Raw genomic sequence first — 23222 nt, 5'->3', positions numbered from 1 at the left:
CAATGAGACTTTGCCGCAACTGCATAATTGTCCCGCATTTCCGCCTAACTTGCCCCGTTTCGCCGCCCTGCCCGGGGACCGCTTCAGCCACGGATGGGGCAAGCAACTGGTTTCAGGAGGGTTTCGATTTTCCGGCCGTTGCGCCTTCGTCCCGCACCGGCGGGGCCATGCGGGGTCGGTGCCGGTCGCGGAAATGTGGCAGCTTTGCCCCAAGGGCAAGTCGCGGGACAGTTCATTTTTCGTAATACTCCCGGAACCAGGTGACGAAACGGGTCACCCCGTCGGCGAATCCGGTGTTGGGTCGGTAGCCGGTGAGGCTGTGCAGCAGGGAGGAATCGGCCCATGTGGCCGGCACGTCGCCGGGTTGCATCGGCATGTAGTTGCGGATCGCGGGGCGCCCGGTTTCCTGCTCGATGGCATCAATGAAATCCAGCAGACGCACCTTGTCCGAATTGCCGATATTCACCACCCGGTAGGGTGCCACCGGGCTGAGACTGTCGCCCGGGGCGATTTCCGTCGGGCTGGCGGGGCGGCGGGGCACCGCGTCGATCAGCAGCCGGATGCCGCGCACCAGGTCGGCAACATAGGTGAAATCGCGGGACATGTCGCCGTGGTTGTAGATGTCGATCGGCCGGCCATCCAGGATCGCATCGGTAAAGCGGAACAGCGCCATGTCCGGTCGGCCCCAGGGGCCGTAGACGGTGAAGAACCGGAACATCGTCACCGGCAGGTCGTGCAGATGGGCATAGGAATGGCCCATCGCCTCGTTCGCCTTCTTGGTGGCGGCGTAGATGGTCAGGGGCAGATCGGCCTGCTGTGTTTCCGCGAAGGGCATGTCGGCATTGCCCCCGTAGACGGAGGAAGTGGAGGCCATCAACAGGTGGTCCACACCGCGCCGGCGCGCCGCCTCCATCACGTTGAAGGTGCCGATCAGGTTCGCCTGTACATAGGCGCGGGGGTTTTCAAGCGAATGCCGCACCCCCGCCTGGGCGGCGAGGTGGATGATGACGTCGGGGGCGAATTCGTCGATGGCGGCAGAGAGAGTGTCGTCATCTTCCAGCATCGCCTCCGTCGCTGTGAACTGCGCGGATTGCATCAGCATGGCATGACGGCGACGTTTCAACCCGACATCGTAATAATCGGTCATGCCGTCATAGCCATGAACGGCAAACCCCTCGGACAGGAGAAGGTCGGCAAGATGACAGCCGATAAACCCGGCAGAGCCGGTGACAAAGGCGCGTCGCATGGGCGCAAAACTCGTTAACATCGGGAACAGGAAAAACACGTCACAAAACACTGGCAGCCTGCCGGTCGTGGCGGATGGCTTCAAGGATTGCTTACCTAAAGTTTGATCTATCGCGCGGCGGCAACCAGGGAGGCACCGCAAGGGGCGCCCGCGGAGGCGGCTCAGTCCAGGCCGCGGTGCGGGGCCAGGCGGCTGGGCACTTGCCGGGCCCAATCGGCGTAATCGCCGCTGGTGGCAACTTTGTGCAGATTGTCCAGCGCGGCCAGCGGGTCGCGGGCGTCGTGATCCACCCGCAGGGTCAGTGGCGCATGGGAGGGGTGCAGCACCAGCAGCGCGGCAGACAGCAATCCGCGACTGTCGCCCCCCGCCCGCTGCGCAGCGTGCAGCGCGGCCAATAGCCGGTGACCGGGCGTGCCGCGCGTATCCATGTAGGCGTCGATCAATCGATCCAGAATATCCACGTCCGTCAGCATGTTACCGGCGGCGATCCCGTGTTCGAAACGTTGCGTGCCCATCTGCGGTGTATTTTCCGCCCCGGTGAACGCGCCGGTGCCGCCTTGGGGGTCCAGTGCGCTCAGCTGGCGTTGATCGCGACCGGGATCGGCGGCGGTGATGGCCGCAACCGCAGCCGCCGCATCCTGCCCGTCGGCCATGGAGGCCAGCACGTCCTCCCCCCAGAAGGTGGAGGGGGCAGCGCCCTGGCTGGCCGACAAACCGGCTTCCAATCGCCCGCGCAAGACCCACCCGCCCACGCAGAGGCTGCCGGTGGCCGCTGCGGCGGCCAGGGTGCCTGTTTCCGGGTCGCGGGCGAGAAGAGAGAAGGTCATGGCAATCCTGATTGGGTATCCGAACATTTATCATGATAATTTGACCGATGCAAATTATCATGATAATTTAAGCTAAGAAGAACGTCGCAAAGACATCCGCAACCCCGACACAGATCCATCAACAGGGAGTCCCCACATGAACCTTACCGCTTGGACCCGCCGCGCGGTGGTGGCCGCCATGGGTGCCACCATGCTGTCCGCCCCGCTGGCGCTGCCGGTCGCGGCGCAGACGCCGCCGGGCGTGCTGATCGTCGGCCAGATCGCCGAGCCGAAGTCGCTTGACCCGTCCACCGTGACGGCGGTCAATGATTTCCGCATCCTCTACAACATGTACGATGGGCTGGTGCGCTACAAATCCGGCACGCTGGAGGTCGAACCGGCCCTCGCCACCAGCTGGGAGATCAGCGATGACGGCAAGACCTACACCTTTGCCCTGCGCGAGGGGGTGAGCTTTCACGACGGCAGCCCGATGAACGCGGAGGCGATCAAGTTCAACTTCGACCGGATGCTGAACGAGGATCACCCCCAGCACGACACCGGGCCCTTCCCGCTGGCCTTCTTCTTCTCCGCCATCGACAGCGTCGAGGCGGTGGACGACATGACGGTGAAATTCACCCTGAACGAGCCCTACGCGCCGTTCCTCTCCAATCTCGCCTATACGCCGGGGCTGATGGTGTCCAAGGCGGGCGTCGAGGCGCAGGGCCAGGATTTCGGGCGCATGCCGTCGGGCACCGGGCCGTTCAAATTCGTCGAATGGCGGTCGAACGAGGCGGTCGTGGTGGAGAAGAACCCCGATTACTGGGACGGCGCGCCGCAGCTGGAGGCGGTCGTCTATCGCCCGATCACCGACGCCAACACCCGCACCGCCGAGATGCTGGCCGGGGGCATCGACCTGATGGTCGAGGTGCCGCCCGTCACCCTGTCGGAATTTCAGGGGGAGGAATTCAAGATCGTCGAACAGGCCGGTCCGCACGTCTGGTTCCTGATCCTGAATGCCAAGGAAGGGCCCTTCGCGGACAAGAAGGTCCGGCAGGCCGCGAATTATGCGATCAACAAGTCGGCGCTGGTCGATGACGTGCTGGAAGGCACCGCGCAGGTTGCCGCAGGCCCGACGCCGCCGGCCTTTTCCTGGGCCTATAACGAGGCGCTGGAACCCTATCCCTATGATCCCGAAAAAGCCAAGGCCCTGATCGCGGAGGCCGGTGCAGAGGGCGCGGAGCTGACGTTCTACGTCACCGAAGGCGGGTCCGGCATGCTGGATCCGGTGGCCATGGGCACGGCGATCCAGGCGGATCTCGAGGCCGTGGGCTTTGACGTGAAGATCGAGACCTACGAATGGAATACCTTCCTGGGCGAGGTCAATCCGGGTTTGGAGGGCAAGGCCGACATGGCGGAAATGGCCTGGATGACCAATGACCCGGATACGCTGCCTTTCCTGGCGCTGCGCACCGATGCCTGGCCGGACAAGGGCGGGTTCAACTCCGGCTATTATTCCAACCCGGAGGTCGACAAGCTGCTGGAGGACGCCCGCGTCGCCACCAGCCAGGAAGAGCGCGCGACCCTTTACAAGGAGATGCAGGAAATCGTGCAGGACGACGCACCCTGGGTTTTTGTCGCGAATTGGAAGCAGAACGCCGTCACCTCCGCCAATGTGGAGAACTTCCAGCTGGAACCGTCGTTCTTCCTGCTGCTGCGCGACGTGGTAAAGAACTGATCCGCTCCTGATGTCAGGGCGGGGGCCGTTCCGATGGCCCCCGCAACCAGAAACGCCACGACACACGCCGCCACCCTGCGAGGCACGCCATGGGCAGCTACATCCTGAAACGCCTGATCTCCGCCATTCCGGTTCTGCTTGGGATCACGGTGATCGTGTTCCTGATCATGGCGATGATCCCCGGCGATCCGGCGACGGCGATTCTGGGCAGCTATGCGACACCGGAGAACGTGGCCAAGCTGAACCGGGATCTGGGGCTGGATAAGCCTCTGGTACAGCGGTATTTCATCTGGCTCGGCTCTATGTTGACCGGGGATTTCGGGCGCAGCTTCTCCCTGAACCGTCCGGTGCTGGACGAGATAATCGAACGCTTCAACGCGACGCTTATCCTGGCGGGCACGTCCTTTGTGCTGTGTTCGATCCTTGGCATCCTGGCCGGTGTCGTCTCTGCCGCGCGTCAATACGGGCTGGCGGACAAGGCGATCACCTTTGTCGTGCTGATCGGGATCTCGGTGCCCAGCTTCTTTCTGGGGATGATGATGATCCTGGTCTTCGCGGTGAACCTGCGATGGCTGCCGGTGTCGGGGATGTATGCGATCTACGGTGGCGGGGATCTGCCCGATTTGATCAATCACCTGATCATGCCCGCCACCGCCCTGGCTGCCGTGGCCACCGGGGTCATTGCCCGGCTGGCGCGTTCCGCCATGCTTGAGGTGCTGCGGCAGGACTACATCCGCACCGCCCGCGCCAAGGGCGTGTCGGAGCGTCGGGTGCTGATGGGCCATGCCCTGCGCGCGGCGATGGTGTCGATCATCCCGGTGCTGGGCATCCAGGCCGGGTTCGTCCTGTCCGGGTCGGTCTATATCGAAATGGTGTTCCAATGGCCCGGCGTCGGGCGAATGCTGGTCGATGCGATCCTGAAACGGGACATCCTGCTGGTGCAGGGCGGTGTCGTCTTCGTCGCTGCCTGCTACGTTTTGTTCAACATCGCGGTGGACGTGGCGCAGGGCCTTCTGGACCCGAGGATCAAGACATGAGGCGCACGTTGTCCCTGCTGTTTCGCAACCGGCTGGCGGCCTTCGGCGCCGTGGTGCTTGCCGCGATCCTGCTGCTGGCGCTGATCACGCCGTTGCTGCCGATGCCCGCGCCCAATGTCACGGATACGGGAAACAGGTTCCTGCGGCCGATGTCGCCGGGCCATCTGCTGGGCACCGATCACCTGGGCCGGGATCTGCTGTCGCGACTGATGTACGGCACGCGGATGTCGCTGGCGGTGGGGATCGCGGCGGCGGTGGTGGCGGCGAGCATCGGGTCGGCGATCGGCATCGTGGCGGGCTATTTCGGGGGACGCACCGACAACATCATCATGCGCGGCGTCGATATGCTGATGGCCTTTCCCTATATCCTGCTGGCGCTGGCCATCGTGGCGGCCCTGGGGCCGGGGCTGATGAACGCGCTGATTGCCGTGGCGGCGGTGAACGTGCCGTTCTTTGCCCGCAACATCCGCGGCGTCACCGTCTCTCTCTCCGGGCGCGAATTCGTCGATGCGGCGCGGCTGGCGGGGATGGGCCACGGCCGCATCATCGCGACGGAGATCCTGCCCAATGTTCTGCCCGTCATCGTCATCGCCATGTCCACCACTGTCGGCTGGATGATTCTGGAAACCGCCGGGCTGTCGTTCCTGGGGCTGGGCAGCCAGCCGCCGCAGGCCGATCTCGGCTCCATGCTGGGAGAGGCACGGGCGGCGCTGATCACCGCGCCGCATACTTCGGTGGTGCCGGGGGTGATGATCTTCCTCATCGTGATGAGCGTGAACCTGCTGGGCGACGGGGTGCGCGATGCGCTGGACCCGCGCCTGCGCTCCGGCGCGCTGTCGCGGCCGCGGGCGCGCACCCAGGTCGATCGCCAGGGCCCGGTCCCCGAGGCCGAAGGCGCCGGCGTGCTGGAGGTCCAGTCGCTGGACACCCGGTTTCACGTCGGCCCGCGTGTCTTTCGCGCGGTCAACCAGGTCTCCCTGTCGGTGCGGGCCGGCGAATGCCTGGGCGTCATCGGGGAAAGCGGGTCGGGCAAATCCGTCACCGCGCTGTCGATCACCGGGCTTGTCGCCTCGCCGCCAGGCGTGATCACCGGCGGCGCCGTGCGTTTCGCGGGGGAGGATCTGCTGGCCGCGCCCTATGCCCGGCTGCGGCAGCTTCGCGGTGACCGTATCGCCTATATCTTTCAGGATCCTCTGTCGACACTGCACCCGCTCTACCGTGTTGGCGATCAACTGGCAGAGGCAATCCAGGCCCATCACAACACCACCGGCGCCGAGGCCCGCGCCCGCGCCCTGGATCTGTTGAAATCCGTGCGCATCCCCAATCCGCAGGCCCGGCTGCGGGACTACCCGCACGAGATGTCGGGCGGGATGCGTCAACGTGTCGGGATCGCCATGGCGCTGGCCAATGACCCGGACGTGATCATCGCCGATGAACCCACCACCGCGCTGGACGTGACGGTTCAGGCGCAGATCCTGGCGCTGCTGGACGATCTGCGGCGGGAACGCGGGTTGGCCATCGTGTTCATTACCCATGATTTCGGCGTGGTCGCGCAGCTCTGTGACCGGGTGGCGGTCATGTATGCCGGGCGCATCGTGGAGGAGGGGCCGACCGCTCGTGTGCTGGACGCGCCCGCCCATCCCTATACCCGACGGCTGATCGCCTGTGTGCCCGAACTGGGCGGTGGCCGCCGCCGGCTAGAGGCCATCGCGGGGCTGCCGCCGGTGGTCGACGACCTGCCGCCCGGCTGCGCCTTTGCGCCGCGCTGCGACAAGGCCCGCGCCGAATGCCGCGCGGGGGAGATCCCGCTGGCCGGTCGCGCGCCGCGCGCGGTGCGCTGCCTCTTCCCGGAGGAGCCCGTGCAATGACCGATTCCGCCCAACCGGCGCTGCGCGTCAGCGACCTGTCCAAGACCTTCGCCCGGCCCGCGCCCCCGTTCGGCAAGGCGCAACCGGGGGTGCGCGCGGTGCGGCCGCTGTCCTTTTCCGTCGCGACGGGGGAGACGCTGGGCATCGTCGGCGAATCCGGCTGTGGCAAGTCCACGCTGGCGCGGATGCTGGTCGGTCTGCTGGGCCCCTCCACCGGTGCGATCGAGATCGCGGGGCAAGCGCTGGACACCGGCGATCCGGCGGCCTTCGGCCGTTTGATCCAATATGTCTTTCAGGATCCTGTCAGCAGCCTGAACCCGCGCAAGACCATCCGCCAGGTGATGGAGGCGCCGCTGAAGAACCTGCACCGCATGGCCCGTGCGGATCGCGGCGCGCGGATCAACCAGATCTTCGACAGCGTGAACCTGCGGCCGGAGTTCCTGTCGCGCTATCCGCATGAATTCTCGGGCGGACAGGCCCAGCGGATCGGCATCGCCCGCGCCCTGGCCGCAGCGCCGCGCATCATGGTTCTGGACGAGCCCGTCTCGGCGCTGGACGTGTCGGTGCAGGCGCAGGTTCTGAACCTGCTGGCCGATCTGCGGCGCGAATTCGGCCTGACCTACCTTTTCATCAGCCACGACCTTGCGGTGGTGGAGGCGGTCAGCGACCGGGTCATGGTGCTGTATTTCGGTGCCGTGGTGGAAATCGGACGGGCGGAGACGATTTTCAACGCGCCCAAACACCCCTATACCAGACTTCTGGCGGATAGCGCACCGGTGGTCGGCCGCCCTCTGACCGCGCCGGAACAGAAGGGCAGCGAATTGCCCGACCCGTTGAACTCGCCGCCGGGCTGCGCCTTTGCCGGCAGATGCCCGCGCGCCACGGATCTTTGCCGGACCGAAGATCCGGCCCTGGAACAGATGGAAGAGGACCAGTTTGCCGCCTGCCACCACCCGATCACCCCGTGACGCCAAGGTCAGCCGCCCCGTCCAGGTCGCCGAGGCGATCAAGGACTGGGTCGTCGAACAGGGTCTGCGTGCCGGAGACCGCCTGCCCGGCGAGGCCGAGTTGATCCAGCGGTTCGGCATGGCCAAGAGCACGATCCGGGAAGCGATGCGCATCCTGGAGGCCCAGGGTCTGATCAAGACCCGCACCGGCCCCGGCGGCGGCAGTTTCGTGCACGAGGTCAGCCGCCAGCGCGCCCGCGCCCTGCTGGGCAATTACTTCTACTTCAAGAACCTGACCATCGGCGACATCTACCAACTGCGGCTCGCGCTGGAGCCGCAATTGGCCGGGCAACTGGCCGGTCAGCTGGACGCGGCTGTGCTGGACCGGCTGGCGGCCCATATCTCCGATTATTCCGACCCCTCCACCAGCGTGGAGGAAGAGCGGGCTCAACATATCGCATCGCTGGAATTTCACGCCATCCTGGCAGAGCAATCGTCGAACCCGCTGCTGGGCTTCGTTATAGATTTCATGGTCAGCCTGCTGTCCGACCTGACCGTCTATCGCAAACTCTACGCTCCGCCCAATATCGAGCTGTGGCGCCGGGGGCAGGATTATCAGGCACGCCTGTTGATGGCCCTGCGCGAAGGCGATTCCGGCGCGGCGGAGGCGATCATGCGCGCCCATATGGAAACCGCCTGGTCACTGATGCGCGGCCAGGAAGTGCGTATGGCACAGCGCTTCATGCCAGAGTGACCATTGGGCCGGTGCGCGGGCCCTCCGACGGGGCCTGTCCGCAGATCTTGCGCGGTCCGCCGCAGATCGGGCCCGCGACCGGGCAGGGGCGGTTCAGCTGCCGCGATAGGTCGAATAGCCGAACGGCGACAGCAGCAGCGGCACATGATAATGCACCGCCTCCGACATGCCGAACCGGATCGGGATCACGTCCAGGAACCGGGGATCTTCTGCCGGGGTGCCGATACTGTCCAGCCACGCCCCGGCGGCAAAGACCAGCTCATAGGTGCCGGTGACGAATTCCGCCTCTGGCAGGATCGGGCTGTCGGTGCGGCCATCGGCATTGGTGGTCATGCTGGCCAGCCCCTCCCGCCCTGAGCGGGTGATGCGAAACAATGAAATGCCCAAGCCCTGTGCAGGTTGGCCCCGCGCGGTGTCCAGAACATGGGTGGTCAGGTAGCCGGGCATGGTTGCGCTCCCTCGGGTGGTGATTCCTGTTGCCTGTGCGCAGGTGTCGGCGCAGGCTTTGCCAAACGACTATCTCATCGTTTCAGACAATTGCGAAGACCCCGCGCCAGTCGCGCGGGCGGAAAGGACGGATGTGACCGACAGGACAATGACGCCGCAGGGCGGGGCGGAGGAACCGCAGGGCAGGGCAGGGCCAGGGGCGGCGACGGTCGACAGCATCGTCATCGCCGCGCTGGACGCGGGCGCGTTCGCGCCGTTCGGACAGGTGATCGACACGCAAGGCGATCCCGACCGGATCATCAACCAGGGCTTGTGCGGGCGCTACAACGATCGGGCCGCGATGGAGTTCGGCACCGGGCGCGCCGGGATCAGCCTGTTCCGCGCAGAGCCGCGCGCATTGCCCCTGCGGCTGGACATGGTGGAGCGTCATCCTGACGGCTCCCAGGCGTTCATCCCGATGTCGATGGATCCGTTCCTGGTGATCGTGGCGCCGGATCACGACGGCATTCCAGGCCGCCCGCTGGCCTTTCGCACCGCGCCGGGACAGGCGATCAACCTGGCGCGCGGCACCTGGCACGGGGTTCTGACCCCGCTGCATGCGCCGGGCCTGTTTGCCGTGGTGGATCGCATCGGCCCCGGCGACAATCTTCAGGAACATTGGTTCGGGGCACCCTATACCGTCCGGCTCCCCACCCCTGCCGCTCCGGCGGCGGACTGACCCTCAAGGCAGAAGGACCGCACCAGACCTCACCCGATAGCGGCGTGCATCGCCGCCCCCCGAATGGCGCAACCGTCGACACAGGCGGAGCCAGGACAAACGACAGACCCAACGACAGGGAAGGGCCAGACATGGCAGACATATCCATCGGCACCGCCGAACAGCTACGTGATCCGAATTTCACACCACCCCTGCACAAAGCCGTGCCGATGGGCATCCAGCACGTGCTGGCGATGTTCGTCAGCAACGTGACCCCCGCGATCATCGTCTGTGGCGCGGCGGGCTTCGGCTTCGGCTCTGACAGCGCGGATTTTCCGCAGATGCTGTACATGATCCAGATGTCGATGTTCTTTGCCGGGGTGGCGACCCTGTTCCAGACCATCGGCCTGGGCCCGGTGGGGGCGCGGTTGCCGATCGTGCAGGGCACCTCCTTTGCCTTCATCCCGATCATGATCCCGCTGGTCGCCGGAAAAGGGGTCGAGGCGATGGCCCCGCTGATGGGCGGCGTATTGGCGGGGGGGCTGTTCCACGCCGTACTGGCCCTGTTCATCGGGCGCATCCGCTTTGCGCTGCCGCCGCTGGTCACCGGGCTGGTGGTTACCATGATCGGGCTGGCGCTGGTCAAGGTCGGCATCCAGTACGCCGCCGGCGGGGTACCTGCCATCGGAACGCCGGAGTACGGCTCGGCGCAGAACTGGTTCGTGGCGGGCGTGGTCATCGTGGTGACGCTGGCGCTGAAGTTCTTTGCCCGGGGGATGCTGTCCGTCTCGGCGGTGCTGCTGGGGCTGATCGCGGGCTATGTGGTGGCTCTGCTGCTGGGGATGGTCTCCTTTGGCAATGTGGGGCGCGCGGCGGTGCTGGCGCTGCCCGATCCGCTGCATTTCGGGCTGGAATTCTCGGTCGCGGCGGTGCTGGGCTTCTGCCTGATGGGCTTTGTCTCGGCGGTGGAGACGGTGGGCGATGTCAGCGGCATCACCAAGGGCGGCGCCGGGCGGGAAGCGACGGACCGGGAGATCACCGGCGCCACCTGGGCCGATGGTCTGGGCACGGCGCTGGCGGGGCTGTTCGGGGCGCTGCCCAACACTTCGTTCAGCCAGAACGTCGGGCTGATCGCCATGACCGGCGTGATGAGCCGCCACGTCGTCACCATCGGCGCGCTGTTCCTGATCCTCTGCGGCCTTGTGCCCAAGGTAGGCGCCATCATCTCGACCGTACCGATCGAGGTTCTGGGCGGCGGCGTGATCGTGATGTTCGGCATGGTGGTGGCGGCGGGCGTGTCGATGCTGTCCGACGTGGAGTGGAACCGGCGCAACATGGTGATCTTTGCCATCGCCCTGTCACTGGGCCTGGGGTTGCAACTGGAACCGGGCGCGTTGCAACACCTGCCCGCCACGCTGAAGGTGCTGGCGACCTCGGGTATCCTCCCCGCTGCGCTGATCGCCATCGTGCTGAACCTCCTGCTGCCCGAGGACCTGGCGGCCGAGGCGACGGAAGATATCTCCGGCGGGCTGTCGGGGCGGAAGTAGCAGCGGCGCGCGGCAGGCGCATCTGCCCGCGCGTCCTCCGCACAGCGAAACGGCCGGGGCATTGCCCGGCCGTTTTTTCGTTCTGCGCGGGCTGCTACAGCGCCAGCCGGGGGTGGCGGTTCACATCCTTGTACAGCAGGTAGCGGAATGTCTCTGGCCCGCCAGCGTAGCAGGCCTGCGGACAGAAGGCGCGCAGCCACATGAAATCGCCGGCTTCGACCTCCACCCAATCCTGGTTCAGGCGGTAGACGCCCTTGCCCGACAGGACCAGCAGCCCGTGTTCCATCACATGCGTCTCGGCAAAGGGGATCACCGCGCCCGGCTCCAGCGCGACGATGTTGACATGCATGTCGTGGCGCAGATCGTCGGGTTCGACAAAGCGCTTGGTCGACCAGCGGCCTTCGGTGCCGGGCATCGCATTGGCGGTGACATCGTCCTCGTGGGTGACAAAGCTTTCGGGTGTCTCCAGTCCGGGCGCGGGATCATGGCGTTTGCGAACCCAGGCGAAAAGTATCGGCGCCGCGTCCGCGTTCCGCACCCGCCAGGGGGCACCGGGGGCCATCCAGGCATAGCTGCCGGGGCGCAGCGCGTGCTCCTGCCCGTCCAGCGTCAGCACCCCGGTTCCCGACAGCACGAACAGCACCCCCTGGGCCTGTGGCTCCGGTTCGGCCCGGTCGGCGAATGTGCCGCCGCCGGGCGCGACCTCCACCAGGTATTCGGCGAAGGTCTCGGCAAAGCCGGTCAGCGGGCGGGCCAGGATCCAGGCGCGCGTTCCCTCCCAGCCGGGCAGCAGACTGGTGACGATATCGCCCATCGTGCCGCGCGGGATCACGGCATAGGCCTCGGTAAAGACCGCCCGCCCGGTCAGCAGCTGGTCCTGGCCCGGATGGCCGCCGGGGGCGGGGAAATGGGATGGGGGCATCATGCTCTCCTGTGCAGGGCCGGGCCGGGAAGGGGGCCGATCACCCAGACCGGCCCGGCGGATCAATCGGTATCTATCGAGGCGCCGATGGCGGCATAGACCAGCCCACCGTCAACCGCGATCGTGTCCCCAACGACGTAATCGCCCGACCGCGCCGCCAGGTAAAGCGCCGTTGCCGCGATATCCTCGGGCGCGCCGATGCGTTTGGCCGGGATCTTCTGCGCCACCGCGTCACCATGGTCGCGCGCCGCGCGGTTCATGTCCGAGGCAAAGGCCCCCGGCGCGATGCCGGTGACGTTGATATGATCCGCGATCAGCCGCGCGCCGATGCGGCGGGTCAGGTAGATCAGTCCGGACTTGGAAGCGTGATAGGCATAGGTCTCCCACGGGTTAAGACGCAGCCCGTCGATGGAGGCGATGTTGATCACCTTGCCCGGTTGTTCCGCGCTGGCCCCGGCCTTCAGCAGCCCGTGCAGTTTCTGCACCAGGAAGAAGGGGGATTTCAGGTTGATGTCCATCACCTTGTCCCAGCCCTTTTCGGAATATTCCTCGAACGGTTCACCCCAGGCGGCGCCGGCGTTGTTGACCAGGATATCCAGCTTCTTCTCGTGTTTTGAGAATTCGGTGACAAAGCTGTCGATCCCCTCCAGCGTGGAGAGGTCGGCGGGGATGGCGATGCAGTTCTCTCCCAGCTCCTCGGCGGTTTTCAGGCAATCGGGGGCCTTGCGCGAGGTGATGTAGACCCGCGCCCCGGCGGCGATGAAGGCCTCGGCCATGTGGCGGCCCAGGTTGCGCGTCCCGCCAGTGACCACGGCAACGCGGCCCTCCAGGGTGAACAACTTGCTGATATCCATATATTTCCTCCCGGTATGGCGCGGCATTTGCGGCGCTTGTCGGGGCAAATCTGGCGGCAATCCACGTCCGGCGCAAGTCGGGAGGTCAGAGAATCTTTCGTTCAGCGGAAAACCATTCCGCGAATTCGGTGCGCTCCGCCATGCTCATGTGCAGGCCTCGCTTGGTCCGGCGCCACAGGATGTCCTCGGCTTCGGTGGCGAATTCATGAGCGACCAGCCAATCGGCTTCGCGTGCGGTAAGGCCGGCGCCGAAGGCCCGGCCCATGTCGGCGCGGGTCGTTGCGCCCGCCAGCAGAGCCAGCGCCTCGGTCCCGTAGCTGCGTAGCAGGCGCGCGACCTCGGCCGGCGTCAGGAAAGGCGCGGCGGCCGCGATGCGGTCATGCAGGGCGGGGCGGTCGGTTTGGGCGAAATCGCCGCCGGGCAGGGGCGCGCCGGCGGTCCAGCCCGGCGCGGGCTGCCCCAGCAGCGGCGCCAGCTGGTCCACGGCCTGTTCGGACAGCTTGCGATAGGTGGTGATCTTGCCGCCGAAGACTGACAAGCGTGGCGCCCCGGCGTCCTGTTCCAGCCGCAGGTCGTAATCCCGTGTCGCGGCGGCGGCAGTCGCCCCGCCGCTGTCCAGCAAGGGCCGCACCCCGGCATAGCTGTGCACGACATCCGCCGGAGTCAGGGTCTGACCCAGCTGATCGGAGGCGATGCGCAGCAAATAGTCCCGCTCTGCCTTTGTGCAGATCGCGGGGGTGTCGGGGTCGTCGTGGTCGGCATCGGTGGTTCCGATCAGGGTAAAATCATCCTCGTACGGGATCAAAAAGACGATGCGCCGGTCAGCCCCTTGCAGGAAGTAGCATTTGTCGTGCTCATACAGCCGCCGGGTGATCACATGGCTGCCGCGCACCAGCCGCAGGGGCTGTCGCGGGGCCCCGGTCCGGGTCTCTACCTCTCCCGCCCAGGGACCGGTCGCATTGACCAGCGCGCGCGCGGCAAAGCGGCGGCCATCCGCAAGCGTGATCTGCCACTGCGCGTCGGCGCCGTGGCCCTCGCGGGTGGCGCTGGCAACGGGCGCGCGGGTCAGGATCGTGGCCCCGCGCGCTGCCGCGTCGCGGGCGTTCAGCGCCACCAGCCGGGCATCGTCCACCCAGCAATCGGAATATTCCCAGGCGACGGAGACACCGGGCGCCAGGGCCTGCCCCTCGGGGCCGGCCAGGTCGACGCGGCGGGTGCCCGGCAGAATCTGCCGCCGGCCCAGCGTGTCGTACAGAAACAGCCCCAGCCGGATCAGCCAGCCGGGCCGCCGCCCGCGTGACCACGGCATGACCCGCGCCAGCAGGCGCGAGGTCGGGGTGTCGCCGTCGAACCGCATTTCCGACCGGACCGGCAGCACGAAACGCAGCGGCCAGGAGATATGCGGCATCATCCGCAACAGCACCTCCCGCTCCTGCAGGGCCGAGCGGACCAGCCCCCATTCGAAATATTCGAGGTAGCGCAGCCCGCCGTGAAACAGCTTGGTCGAGGCAGAGGAGGTATGCGCCCCCAGATCGTCCTTTTCCGCCAGCACCACCCGCAACCCGCGTCCGGCGGCGTCGCGAGCAATCCCGCATCCGTTGACCCCGCCGCCGATCACGAAGAGATCGCACTCCTGCGGGACGGTCTGGTCGGGACGTGGGCCGGGGGGCTGGTCGGGCATATGCGGTCTATCCGTGGTCATCCGGCAGGCCCTAACCTGCCGGGATGACAATGATAAGACGCGGCCGGCCTGACGAAAGCGTGACCGGGGGCGCACAAGGCCGGGGCGCGGCGGCCAGGGCGGCGGCGTGCGCCGGGGTTGGCCCGGCGCGGCGGATCAATCCAGCACCGCTTCGATCAGGGAGGGGCCGTCGCGGTCCAGCGCCTCTTCCAGCGCCAGCGCGAATCCGGCGACATCTTCGACACGAATGCCGGTGACGCCCATGCTTTCGGCCATTTCGGCAAAGCCGATATTGGGTCGCCCGATGTCCAGCATGTCGGTGATCGCCTTGCCCCGGTTGGTTTTTTCCAGCCGCTCGACCTCTCCTTGCAGGATCCGGTAGGACCGGTTCGCCAGGATGATGGTGACGATGTTCAGGTTCTCCCGTGCCTGGGTCCACAGCGCCTGGATCGTGTACATCGCCGATCCGTCGCCACAGATGGTGATCACCTGGGCGTCGGGTTCCGCCAGGGAGCAGCCAATCGCCACCGGCAGCGAATACCCGATGGAACCGCCCAGATTGTGCAACTGACGGTGCGGCGCGGCGCCCATTGTCGCCGCCGTGATCGGGAAGGAATTGGTGATCGATTCGTCCACGAAGATCGCATTTTCCGGCATCGCCTTGGCCAGCACGCAGCCTATGGCATGGGCGTCGATCCTGCCTTCGGGGATATCCGGGATATGGGCCGCGTTGCGCTGCGGCTCGGCCTCGGCGGCGTCCAGAATGGCGGCCAGCGCGGCCAGTGCCTCCGTCGCGTCGCCATGGGGCGGGGCGAGTTCGTGGATTTCGCAGCCCTCCGGTGTCAGCACGCCGGGCTTGCCGGGATGGGCAAAGAAGGCGACGGGGGCCTTGGATGTTGCCAGCACCATGTGTTCGACATCCGACAGCACCTGAATGGCCTGATCAATGGCAAAGGGCAGGCGCTCGATTCGCACCCGGCCCGCGCCGCGATCGGTCACGGGGTTGGAGGTTTGTCCCATGATCCGCGCGCCGGTCTTCGCGGCAATGCGCCCCGCGATTTCCAGCGCCTCGCCACGGACAGAGCCGAAGCCCAGGAACAGCACCGCATTGTCCTGTTGCAGCGCCTCGGCGCAGGCACGCAGCGTCGCCTCGTCCGGGGCGGGCGCACGGGGGTGCGGTGCCGCAGGCGTGCCCTCACGGTCGGCGTCGCCCGCGTCGTCCCAGGCGGAATCACCCGGCAACAGAAGGGAGGCGATGCCCGGCCGGCCGGCTGCGGCCTCCGCCACGGCGGCGCGGGTTTCGGCCTTGGCGCCATGGCCCGGCTGGACGGTGCGGACAGAGGCCGACAGATGCGCCGCCAGCCCTTCGATGTCCGAAGTCAGGGGCGCGTCCAGCTTGCGGTGATGGGTGGCATGATCGCCGATGATATTGACCACGGCGGACATTGCACGATGCGCGTTATGGAGGTTGGCCAGCCCGTTCGACAACCCCGGCCCAAGGTGCAGCAGCGTGGAGGCCGGGCGCCCGGCGATGCGAAAGAACCCGTCGGCGGCGCCGGTGGCGATGTTCTCCTGCAAGGCCAGCACCGGGCGGATATCCGGGCGGGCATCCAGCGCGGCGAGGAAATGCATCTCGGACGTGCCGGGATTGGTAAGGCAGAGGTCGATCCCCTCGTCCGCCAGGGCTTCGACCACCTTGTCCGCGCCGTTCATCACGTAATCCTCCGTTGTTTCAGCGCCATCCTAAGGGCGACCCGCGCCGCCGCAAGGGCAATTTGACCTGTGGGTAAGTCCGCGTCCTGACCGGACCCGGCAATTGACCGGCGCGTCAAGCTCAGGGGCAGGACCGGTGGGGCAGGTGGCCGGGCCGCCGGCCGGCCGGGGCGATCAACCGGCAGGCAGGGCTATGCCGTTGATGAACAGGTCCAGGAAGGTCTCGGCCGTGTCGCGGGCGGACATCTCTTCTTCTTCCACCCGCCAGCGCAGCAACCAGTTGATGGACCCCAGGAAATAGCTGGACGTCGCGGTCACGTTGAGGGGCCGTACCGCGCCGTCCGCGATGGCGGTTTCCAGCAGCATCCGGGTGTAGGCTTCCAACTGGCGGCGGCGATCCATCACCTCTGCCTGGTGGTCTTCGGGCAGGGCACGGATATTGGCGGTGGTGGTGTAGGCGCCGCGCTCCTCGATCAGCTGTTCCATAAAGGAGCGGTAGAAATATTGCAGCTTTTCAAAGGCGGAACCGTTCAGTTTCTCCGCCGCAAGCCGGGCCTCCTGCCCGCTGTCATAGGTCATCTTCAAGCATTCGTAGAGCAATTGCTCCTTGTTGCGGAAATAGTAATACAGGGCCGTCTTGGTCACGCCGATCTCGTCCGCGATCTCGTCCAGCGAGGTGGCGTGATAGCCCTTTTCGTTGAAGATCCGTGCCGCCACGCGCACCGCCGCCCGCCGCTTCAGCTCGCGGATTTCCTCCCGTGTGGCGACTGCGCCGTTCCAGTTTGCCATACCCTCTCCCTTGGCCTGTCGCGGATCAGCATCAAATCTCTCCCGCCGTCAACCGCTCTGCGGAATATAACCGGGGCTGTGCTGCCTGAAAGACAACATATCGCGGATTCGTTGACGCGTGAGTAAAAAAGTGTTCTCTTGAGTTCGACGGGAGGATACCGGGCGCTCCGTCGGCCGGTTATTGCCGTGTCTGCACGCAGGGGGTCACCGAGGGGAGGCCCCCCATCCGAATGGTTGAGGGAGGCATCTATGACCATCGAGAAAACCCAAGTGAATCGTCGCGCCCTGCTGCGCGGCGCAGCTGTCGCGGCCGTCGCGACCCCCGCCCTGGTGGGCAAGGGCCTGGCGCAGGGCAAGGTGACCTGGCGCGTGCAATCGCACTGGCCCAAGGCGTCCAGCTCCTTCTCCGGCAGCCTGGCCGTGCTGGCCGAGCAGTTGGACGCGCGCACCGAAGGCGCCTTCAAGCTGGAAACCTTCGGCGCCGGCGAATTCGCCAAAGGCCCGGATATCTTCAACATCGTGCGCAAGGGCGTCGTGCCCATGGGTTCCATCGCAGCGTCCTACATCCAGGATCACGCGACGACCGCGAACTTTATCTACGGCATCCCGGGCACCTTCCGTGCCAGCTGGGAAATGCAGCACGCTGTGAAGAATCTGGGCCTGGAAGACCTGATCAACGAGGAACTGGCCGAGGACGGCGTCCTGCTGATGTCGGAAAAAGTCCTTCCGGTCGAAATGGTCGTGTCCAAGAAGATCGAAAGCGCGGATGATTTCCGTGGCCTGAAAATCCGGTCCTCCGGGGCGATGCTGGACTACCTGCAATCCGCAGGCGCCGCGCCGCAATACATCCCCGGCTCGGAACTCTACCAATCCCTGTCCTCCGGCGTGGTGGACGGCGCCCATTGGGGTGCGGCCGTGGGCGCGCAATCCATGTCCCTGTGGGAAGTCTGCAAATACCATTACAAGCCCGCCCTGGGTCAGACCACCGACAGCTGGATCGTCAACCAATCCGAACTGGACAGCCTGGACGACGACCTGCGCCAGGCGCTGCTGGATCTGATGGAAGTCCGGTTCTTCCAGCGGTCGGCCGAATACAGCCATGCCGAGGTGATCGCCATCTCCGAAGGCAAGGCGAACGAGGGTCTCGAAGTCATGACCCTGCCGGACGACGTGTTGCAGGTGCTGGCGGAGGCCTCCACGAACATCATGAACGCCGAGGCGGAAAAAGGCGAATACGCCGCCAAGGCCAAGGACATCTACATGTCCCTGATGTCCGACCTGGGCTACGTCTGATCGGGCGGCGAAGCTGATCTGAAACGGGGAACGGCGCGGGGAGGACCGCGCCGTTCCGACGCATTTGCCGAGCGCCAGACCAGGCGCGGCAACCGACCTTCGGCGCGCGGCACGCGCCGCACGCACAGGCCACCGGCGCGGATGTCGCGCCTCACGAAAAGGGAATGGGTATGCTCAAGCTCGCTCGGGCGGTCACGAGCCTGAACAGGTGGATCGGACGGTGGATCTCCCTCGCGGTTCTGATCATTTTTGCGCTGCTGCTGGCCGATGTGGTCATGCGGTATCTCGTCGGACAACCGGCGATCTGGACGGCCGAACTGGCCACGCTGATCTTTGGGGTCTATGCGATCCTGGGCGGCGGCTATCTGCTGGCCGAACGGGGGCACGTGAATGTCGACATCATCTACGGGTCGTTTTCGCGCAAGCGTAAGGCGCTGATCGACATCGTGACCTGGCCGCTGTTCGCATTGTTCGTCTTTGTCCTGCTGTGGCAGGGCTATGACATCGCACACGAAGCGATTTCCGATATGGAGCGGTCGAATTCCGTGTGGAAAGCGCCCCTCTGGCCGACCAAGGCGTTCATCCCGATCGCCGCCGCGCTGCTGCTGGCGCAGGGTTTGGTGCGGCTTTGGGCCGATGTGCGCATCCTGATGGGATTGCCCGTGGACGAGGCGACATTCGGCGTACAGGCCGCAGATGCAACTGACAGCGAAACCGGGAGCATCCAGGCATGAGCGTCGAACTACTGACTATTCTTTTCTTCGGGTCGCTGCTGGTTTTCGTGCTGATGGGCACGCCGCTGGCCTTCGTCCTGGGCGGTGTCTCCGTCATTTTCCTGTTCTTCGAGATGGGTCCGATCGGATTCTATCTGCTGGCCTCGAAGATGTGGGAATCCATGTCAAACCCGACGCTGATGGCCATTCCACTCTTCGTCTACATGGCGATCTTGTTGGAAAAGTCAGGCGTCGCCAATGACTTGTATGACATGATGCATGTCTGGTGGGGCGGGCTGCGCGGCGGGCTGGCGATCGGCACCGTGCTGATCTGCGTGATCTTCGCCGCCATGTCCGGGATTTCCGGCGCCGCCGTCGTGACCATGGGCACCATCGCGCTGCCCAAAATGCTGGAACGCGGCTATGACAAGCGGCTGGCGCTGGGGGCGATCAACGCGGGCGGCGGTTGGGGCATCCTGATCCCGCCGTCGATCCTGATGGTGCTGTATTCCCTGCTGACCGAGGTTTCGGTGGGCCGTTTGTTCGCCGCCGGTGTCGGTCCGGGGCTGCTGCTCTTCGCGCTGGTCTCCGTCTATATCGGCGTGCGCTGCTGGTTCCAGCCCGAGCTGGGCCCGGCCTTGCCCAAGGAAGAGCGCGCCGGCTGGAGCGTCAAGTTCGCCTCTCTCAAGGCCGTGATCCTGCCGATCATGATCGTGGTCATCGTGCTGGGGGCCATCTTCGGCGGCTTTGCCACTCCGACGGAGGCTGCGGCCATCGGCGTCTTCGGTGCGATGTTCGCCACGCTGGTGAACCGTCAGCTGTCCTGGGGGGTGATCAGCGATGCGGCGCTTGCGACGCTGAAGCTGACCGCGCTGATCATCTGGATCCTGTTCGCGGCGCATGCGTTCTCCACCGCCTATACGGCCCTGGGCGCGCAAAGCCTGATCCAGAACCTGATGGGCTTCATCCCCGGTGGCAAATGGGGGGCGCTGGCCTTCATGCTGCTGATCCTGTTCGTCTTCGGGATGGTGCTGGACCCGGTGGGCATCATGCTGATCACCCTGCCGGTGTTCCTGCCGGTGGTTCAGGCTTCGGGTTTCGACCCGATCTGGTTCGGCATCCTGTTCATCATCATGATGGAGGTCGGCTACATGACCCCGCCCTTCGGGTTCAACCTGTTCTACCTCAAGGGTGTGGCGCCACCGGATGTTTCCATGGGGGACATCTACAGCTCGGTCGTGCCCTATGTGCTGGTGACCTTGCTGGGGGTGGTCCTGATCATCCTGATCCCGGGGATCGCGCTGTATCTGCCGGACATGTTCTACGGCAGGTAGCCGCAGGACATCGCCGAAACGTCCCGCCCGTCGCATCCTGCGGCGGGCGGTTCGCATTTCTGGGTGAAGTTTGGCACGCAACCAGTTGGTGTCGCGTGGCTTTTGCCCTGGGGGAAGGCTGGGGTCGCTCGGCCCGGCATCTCAACTTCGGCGGCCAAGCCGTTGATTTGGCCGGGCCGGCCCGCTGGCGTCGGGCGGTCCCGGCGCAGTTTGGGCGAGGTTATCCACGAAATGTCGGAAAAGGTATTATTCGGTGCCGAATTCTGGGGATAACTGGCTGCATCTGCGCGCCTATGTGCAGGAATGATCATTGGTCACCCCGTCCCGATCCCTATTCGTATCGCCGCAATTCTCGCATTTCCCCTGTCGCCAAGTCGCATTACCCTGCCCCTGGCACAGGACCAAGGGGACAGACCATGGCAGCGAAACGCAGCGGACGGGTGGAGGACGCACGGCTGGTGACCGGTGCGGGGCGCTTCACCGATGACATCGCCAACGGACCCATCGGGGAAGGCGCGTTGCACGCCGTCTTTGTCCGGTCCCCGCACGCAGCGGCACGGATCACCGGGATCGATCTGTCGGAAGCCCGCGCCACCCCTGGTGTCATCCAGGTGCTGACAGCCGAAGACCTGGCCGCCGACGGCATCGGCCCGGTACAGGCCGATGCGCAGCTGACGGGGCCGGACGGGCGCGATTGGCCGGTCACCCCACGGCCGCTGCTGGTCGCGGACAGGGTGCGCCACGCGGGGGAGCCGGTGGCCCTTGTCCTGGCAGCCACCGCCGCCGCCGCGCAGGACGGGGCAGAGGCGGTGGCGGTGGATTTCGAGGATCTGCCCGCCGTCGCCGCCCTGGCAGAGGCGCGGGCCACGGGCGCGCCGCTGGTCGATGACAATTGCCCCGGCAACCTGGCGGCGCAATGGGGGCGCGGCGATTGGGACGCTGTGATCCGCGCCATCGACGCCGCGCCGCACCAGCTGCGCATGGTCACACCGGTCTCCCGCGTCACCGCCGTCGCGCTGGAGCCACGCGCGGCGCTGGCGCGCCCGGAGGCGGATGGGCGCATGACGCTGTACCTTAGCCACCAGAACCCGCAGGCGCTGCGCGGTACGCTGGCCGATGCCTTTGACCTGCCCGTGGCGGATCTGCGGGTGGTGGCGCCTGATGTCGGCGGTTCCTTCGGCATGAAGGGCGGGCCGCTGCGGGAGGAGATGCTGATCTTCTGGGCCGCGCGACGGTTGGATCGGGCGGTGCGGTGGCGGGCCGACCGGGGAGAGGATTTCCTGACCTCCGAGGCCGGGCGCGATGTCGAGGTGGAGGCTCGGTTGGGTCTGTCGGAGGAGGGCGATTTCCTTGCCATGAGCTTTGCCCTGACGCAGAACATGGGCGCCTATTATACCGGTCGCTCCCTGTCGATGATGAACAATTTCGGCGGCGTGGCGGGGATGTACCGCACCCCGCTGATCGCCGGCCGGCTGGAGGGCTACCTGACCAACACGGTGCCCATCGCCGCCTATCGCGGCGCCGGCCGTCCCGAGGCGACATTCGCGGTGGAGCAGTTGATCGACCGGGCCGCGCGACAGCTTGGGATGGACCCCGTCGCGCTGCGCCGGCGCAACCTGATCGGGGCGGATCAGATGCCCTGGACCTCGCCATTCTGGTACGACTACGACTGTGGCGCCTTCGAACAGGTGCTGGATACGGGGATCGCGCAGGGCGATGTCGCGGGCTTTGCCGCGCGGCGGGCAGAGGCGGCGCAGCGCGGGCGCCTGCGCGGCCTGGGCGTGGCGCTGTGCATCGAGACGGCCGGCAGTCTTTATGGCAAACCGGCCGAAGACGTGACCGACCTGATCGCCGGGCCCGACGGGCGGCTGACCCTTGCTGCCGGATCGTTTTCTGCGGGGCAGGGGATCCCCAGCACGTTGATCGACCTGGCCGCCGAGGCGTTGCAGATTGCCCCTGACCGGCTGGATCATGTCCAGGGCGATACCGATGTCATGGAGCAGGGCGCGGGCATGGGCGGCTCTGGCGCGATGGTCAAGGGTGGCTCGGCCACGCTGGATGCCGCGCGCGACCTGGTGGCGCAGGGCCGGCGTCTCGCGGCCCGAGCGCTGGACGCGGCGGAGGCGCAGATCACTTATCGCGATGGTGGCTTTCACCTGGCTGGCACCAACCGCCATCTGTCGCTGGAGGACATCGCCCGGCGGGCCCATGCGGCGGGCGGGGCGTTGCGCGGCAAAGGCCGGTTCCGCAACCCGGCGCCGACCTTCCCCAACGGGTGCCATGTTTGCGAAGTGGAGATCGACCCCGAAACCGGCCGCTGTGAAATCGCCGCCTATCACGCGGTGGAGGATATCGGCCGCGTGCTGAACCCGCAGTTGGCCAGGGGCCAGATCCACGGCGGTGTCGGCCAGGCCCTGGGCCAGATCTTCATGGAGCAATTGGCCTATTCCCGCGATGACGCGCAGCTGATCACCGGGTCATTCATGGATTACGCCATGCCGCGCGCCGAGGATTTTCCCAATTTCGACTGTGCCTTTCATCAGGTGCCCACGCCCGGCAACCCCCTGGGGGTCAAAGGTGTGGGGGAGGCCGGATCGGTCGGCGGGCTGGCCGCCGGGATGAGTGCTGTCAACGACGCGCTGGCCAGCGCGGGCGTGCGCGATTTTGCCATGCCGGCCACGCCGGACCGGATCTGGGCCGCGCTACAGGCTGCCGGATCCCATCAGGCCGAGCAAGGGTGCTAGCGGCAGCCGGGCGCGGCGCGGCCGTTGCGTGCGGCGCGGAATTCTACTCGCGGGTCAATTCGTGTTGACGCCCGGTTTGCGCATGTCATAGCTTG

Annotated in this window: 19 protein-coding genes; 11 read left to right on the top strand and 8 right to left on the bottom strand. The window is 66.2% G+C overall.

The features are described 5' to 3' along the window. Positions 1-232: 232 nt before the first annotated feature. Together G5A46_RS00885 and G5A46_RS00880 are read right to left on the bottom strand one after the other, a co-directional pair. Positions 233-1246 (bottom strand): NAD-dependent epimerase/dehydratase family protein, encoded by a 1014-nt coding sequence (locus G5A46_RS00885; RefSeq protein WP_163846428.1) that lies wholly within the window; start codon positions 1244-1246, stop codon positions 233-235. A gap of 161 nt (positions 1247-1407) precedes the next feature. Further along, complete coding sequence (locus tag G5A46_RS00880) at positions 1408-2073, bottom strand: DUF1028 domain-containing protein (RefSeq protein WP_163846427.1); 666 nt, start codon at positions 2071-2073, stop codon at positions 1408-1410. 136 nt (positions 2074-2209) lie between these two features. Between G5A46_RS00880 and G5A46_RS00875 the strand changes: the two genes are divergently transcribed. The 5 genes from G5A46_RS00875 (at position 2210) to G5A46_RS00855 (ending at position 8393) form a co-directional block, all read left to right on the top strand. Then, positions 2210-3787 carry an ABC transporter substrate-binding protein gene (locus G5A46_RS00875; protein WP_163846426.1) on the top strand — a complete coding sequence of 526 codons (1578 nt, stop codon included), beginning with the start codon at positions 2210-2212 and terminating at the stop codon, positions 3785-3787. An 89-nt stretch (positions 3788-3876) separates the two neighbouring features. After that, the gene (locus tag G5A46_RS00870) at positions 3877-4824 is read left to right on the top strand and encodes an ABC transporter permease (RefSeq protein ID WP_163846425.1); all 948 of its coding nucleotides are present in this window, start codon (positions 3877-3879) and stop codon (positions 4822-4824) included. Next, positions 4821-6692: a dipeptide/oligopeptide/nickel ABC transporter permease/ATP-binding protein gene (locus G5A46_RS00865; RefSeq protein WP_163846423.1), complete on the top strand. Its 1872-nt coding sequence runs from the start codon at positions 4821-4823 to the stop codon at positions 6690-6692. The genes G5A46_RS00870 and G5A46_RS00865 overlap by 4 nt, the downstream gene beginning before the upstream one ends. Continuing rightward, positions 6689-7660, top strand: coding sequence for an ABC transporter ATP-binding protein (locus tag G5A46_RS00860; RefSeq protein ID WP_163846421.1), 972 nt, complete (start codon positions 6689-6691; stop codon positions 7658-7660). The genes G5A46_RS00865 and G5A46_RS00860 overlap by 4 nt, the downstream gene beginning before the upstream one ends. Continuing rightward, positions 7629-8393, top strand: coding sequence for a FadR/GntR family transcriptional regulator (locus G5A46_RS00855; protein WP_163846418.1), 765 nt, complete (start codon positions 7629-7631; stop codon positions 8391-8393). Before G5A46_RS00860 ends, G5A46_RS00855 begins: the two co-directional genes overlap by 32 nt. Before the next feature lie 93 nt (positions 8394-8486). On the opposite strand, the gene uraH is transcribed toward G5A46_RS00855, so the two are convergent. Continuing rightward, on the bottom strand, positions 8487-8840 hold the full coding sequence (uraH, locus tag G5A46_RS00850; RefSeq protein WP_163846416.1) for a hydroxyisourate hydrolase: 354 nt from the start codon (positions 8838-8840) through the stop codon (positions 8487-8489). 133 nt (positions 8841-8973) lie between these two features. Here uraH and G5A46_RS00845 point away from each other — a divergent pair, with 133 nt between their 5' ends. Next, positions 8974-9558: an ureidoglycolate lyase gene (locus tag G5A46_RS00845; protein ID WP_239520552.1), complete on the top strand. Its 585-nt coding sequence runs from the start codon at positions 8974-8976 to the stop codon at positions 9556-9558. 131 nt (positions 9559-9689) lie between these two features. Then, positions 9690-11084: a uracil-xanthine permease family protein gene (locus G5A46_RS00840; RefSeq protein WP_163846414.1), complete on the top strand. Its 1395-nt coding sequence runs from the start codon at positions 9690-9692 to the stop codon at positions 11082-11084. A 94-nt stretch (positions 11085-11178) separates the two neighbouring features. Here the strand turns inward: G5A46_RS00840 and G5A46_RS00835 are convergent, their stop codons facing one another. The 5 genes from G5A46_RS00835 to G5A46_RS00815 form a co-directional block, all read right to left on the bottom strand. Then, positions 11179-12009, bottom strand: a complete 831-nt coding sequence (locus tag G5A46_RS00835) for a bifunctional allantoicase/(S)-ureidoglycine aminohydrolase (RefSeq protein ID WP_163846412.1) — start codon at positions 12007-12009, stop codon at positions 11179-11181. A 59-nt stretch (positions 12010-12068) separates the two neighbouring features. Then, positions 12069-12860: an SDR family oxidoreductase gene (locus tag G5A46_RS00830; RefSeq protein ID WP_163846410.1), complete on the bottom strand. Its 792-nt coding sequence runs from the start codon at positions 12858-12860 to the stop codon at positions 12069-12071. A gap of 85 nt (positions 12861-12945) precedes the next feature. After that, a complete protein-coding gene (gene glpD / locus G5A46_RS00825; RefSeq protein ID WP_163846408.1) occupies positions 12946-14541 on the bottom strand; it encodes a glycerol-3-phosphate dehydrogenase in 1596 nt (531 codons plus the stop codon). Positions 14542-14697: 156 nt separating this feature from the next. Further along, on the bottom strand, positions 14698-16254 hold the full coding sequence (locus tag G5A46_RS00820; protein WP_204318670.1) for an acetolactate synthase large subunit: 1557 nt from the start codon (positions 16252-16254) through the stop codon (positions 14698-14700). A 174-nt stretch (positions 16255-16428) separates the two neighbouring features. Further along, positions 16429-17043 carry a TetR/AcrR family transcriptional regulator gene (locus tag G5A46_RS00815; RefSeq protein ID WP_163846404.1) on the bottom strand — a complete coding sequence of 205 codons (615 nt, stop codon included), beginning with the start codon at positions 17041-17043 and terminating at the stop codon, positions 16429-16431. A 249-nt stretch (positions 17044-17292) separates the two neighbouring features. On the opposite strand from G5A46_RS00815, the gene dctP reads away from it, so the two are divergent. From dctP to G5A46_RS00795, 4 genes are all read left to right on the top strand, one after another. Next, positions 17293-18336 (top strand): TRAP transporter substrate-binding protein DctP, encoded by a 1044-nt coding sequence (gene dctP / locus G5A46_RS00810; protein WP_239520550.1) that lies wholly within the window; start codon positions 17293-17295, stop codon positions 18334-18336. Between the two features lie 170 nt (positions 18337-18506). Beyond that, a complete protein-coding gene (locus tag G5A46_RS00805) occupies positions 18507-19070 on the top strand; it encodes a TRAP transporter small permease subunit (RefSeq protein ID WP_163846402.1) in 564 nt (187 codons plus the stop codon). After that, on the top strand, positions 19067-20383 hold the full coding sequence (locus G5A46_RS00800) for a TRAP transporter large permease (RefSeq protein WP_163846400.1): 1317 nt from the start codon (positions 19067-19069) through the stop codon (positions 20381-20383). Before G5A46_RS00805 ends, G5A46_RS00800 begins: the two co-directional genes overlap by 4 nt. Positions 20384-20799: 416 nt before the next feature. Then, positions 20800-23127 (top strand): xanthine dehydrogenase family protein molybdopterin-binding subunit, encoded by a 2328-nt coding sequence (locus tag G5A46_RS00795; RefSeq protein WP_163846398.1) that lies wholly within the window; start codon positions 20800-20802, stop codon positions 23125-23127. The last annotated feature ends 95 nt before the right edge of the window (positions 23128-23222 follow it).

The sequence above is a fragment of the Pseudooceanicola aestuarii genome, assembly GCF_010614805.1.
GTDB classification, from domain to species: Bacteria; Pseudomonadota; Alphaproteobacteria; order Rhodobacterales; family Rhodobacteraceae; genus Pseudooceanicola; species Pseudooceanicola aestuarii.
Note: the sequence above shows the minus strand (reverse complement) of the source record. Positions and strands in the feature narration are given on the sequence as shown.

Bases quoted from the DNA above. Each gene is read 5' to 3' on its own strand.
- glpD (WP_163846408.1), bottom strand. From the start codon at position 14,541: ATGCCCGACCAGCCCCCCGGCCCACGTCCCGACCAGACCGTCCCGCAG.
- G5A46_RS00795 (WP_163846398.1), top strand. From the start codon at position 20,800: ATGGCAGCGAAACGCAGCGGACGGGTGGAGGACGCACGGCTGGTGACC.
- G5A46_RS00835 (WP_163846412.1), bottom strand. From the start codon at position 12,009: ATGATGCCCCCATCCCATTTCCCCGCCCCCGGCGGCCATCCGGGCCAG.
- dctP (WP_239520550.1), top strand. From the start codon at position 17,293: ATGACCATCGAGAAAACCCAAGTGAATCGTCGCGCCCTGCTGCGCGGC.
- G5A46_RS00860 (WP_163846421.1), top strand. From the start codon at position 6,689: ATGACCGATTCCGCCCAACCGGCGCTGCGCGTCAGCGACCTGTCCAAG.
- G5A46_RS00805 (WP_163846402.1), top strand. From the start codon at position 18,507: ATGCTCAAGCTCGCTCGGGCGGTCACGAGCCTGAACAGGTGGATCGGA.
- G5A46_RS00800 (WP_163846400.1), top strand. From the start codon at position 19,067: ATGAGCGTCGAACTACTGACTATTCTTTTCTTCGGGTCGCTGCTGGTT.
- uraH (WP_163846416.1), bottom strand. From the start codon at position 8,840: ATGCCCGGCTACCTGACCACCCATGTTCTGGACACCGCGCGGGGCCAA.
- G5A46_RS00820 (WP_204318670.1), bottom strand. From the start codon at position 16,254: ATGAACGGCGCGGACAAGGTGGTCGAAGCCCTGGCGGACGAGGGGATC.
- G5A46_RS00815 (WP_163846404.1), bottom strand. From the start codon at position 17,043: ATGGCAAACTGGAACGGCGCAGTCGCCACACGGGAGGAAATCCGCGAG.
- G5A46_RS00875 (WP_163846426.1), top strand. From the start codon at position 2,210: ATGAACCTTACCGCTTGGACCCGCCGCGCGGTGGTGGCCGCCATGGGT.
- G5A46_RS00885 (WP_163846428.1), bottom strand. From the start codon at position 1,246: ATGCGACGCGCCTTTGTCACCGGCTCTGCCGGGTTTATCGGCTGTCAT.
- G5A46_RS00865 (WP_163846423.1), top strand. From the start codon at position 4,821: ATGAGGCGCACGTTGTCCCTGCTGTTTCGCAACCGGCTGGCGGCCTTC.
- G5A46_RS00840 (WP_163846414.1), top strand. From the start codon at position 9,690: ATGGCAGACATATCCATCGGCACCGCCGAACAGCTACGTGATCCGAAT.
- G5A46_RS00870 (WP_163846425.1), top strand. From the start codon at position 3,877: ATGGGCAGCTACATCCTGAAACGCCTGATCTCCGCCATTCCGGTTCTG.
- G5A46_RS00880 (WP_163846427.1), bottom strand. From the start codon at position 2,073: ATGACCTTCTCTCTTCTCGCCCGCGACCCGGAAACAGGCACCCTGGCC.
- G5A46_RS00830 (WP_163846410.1), bottom strand. From the start codon at position 12,860: ATGGATATCAGCAAGTTGTTCACCCTGGAGGGCCGCGTTGCCGTGGTC.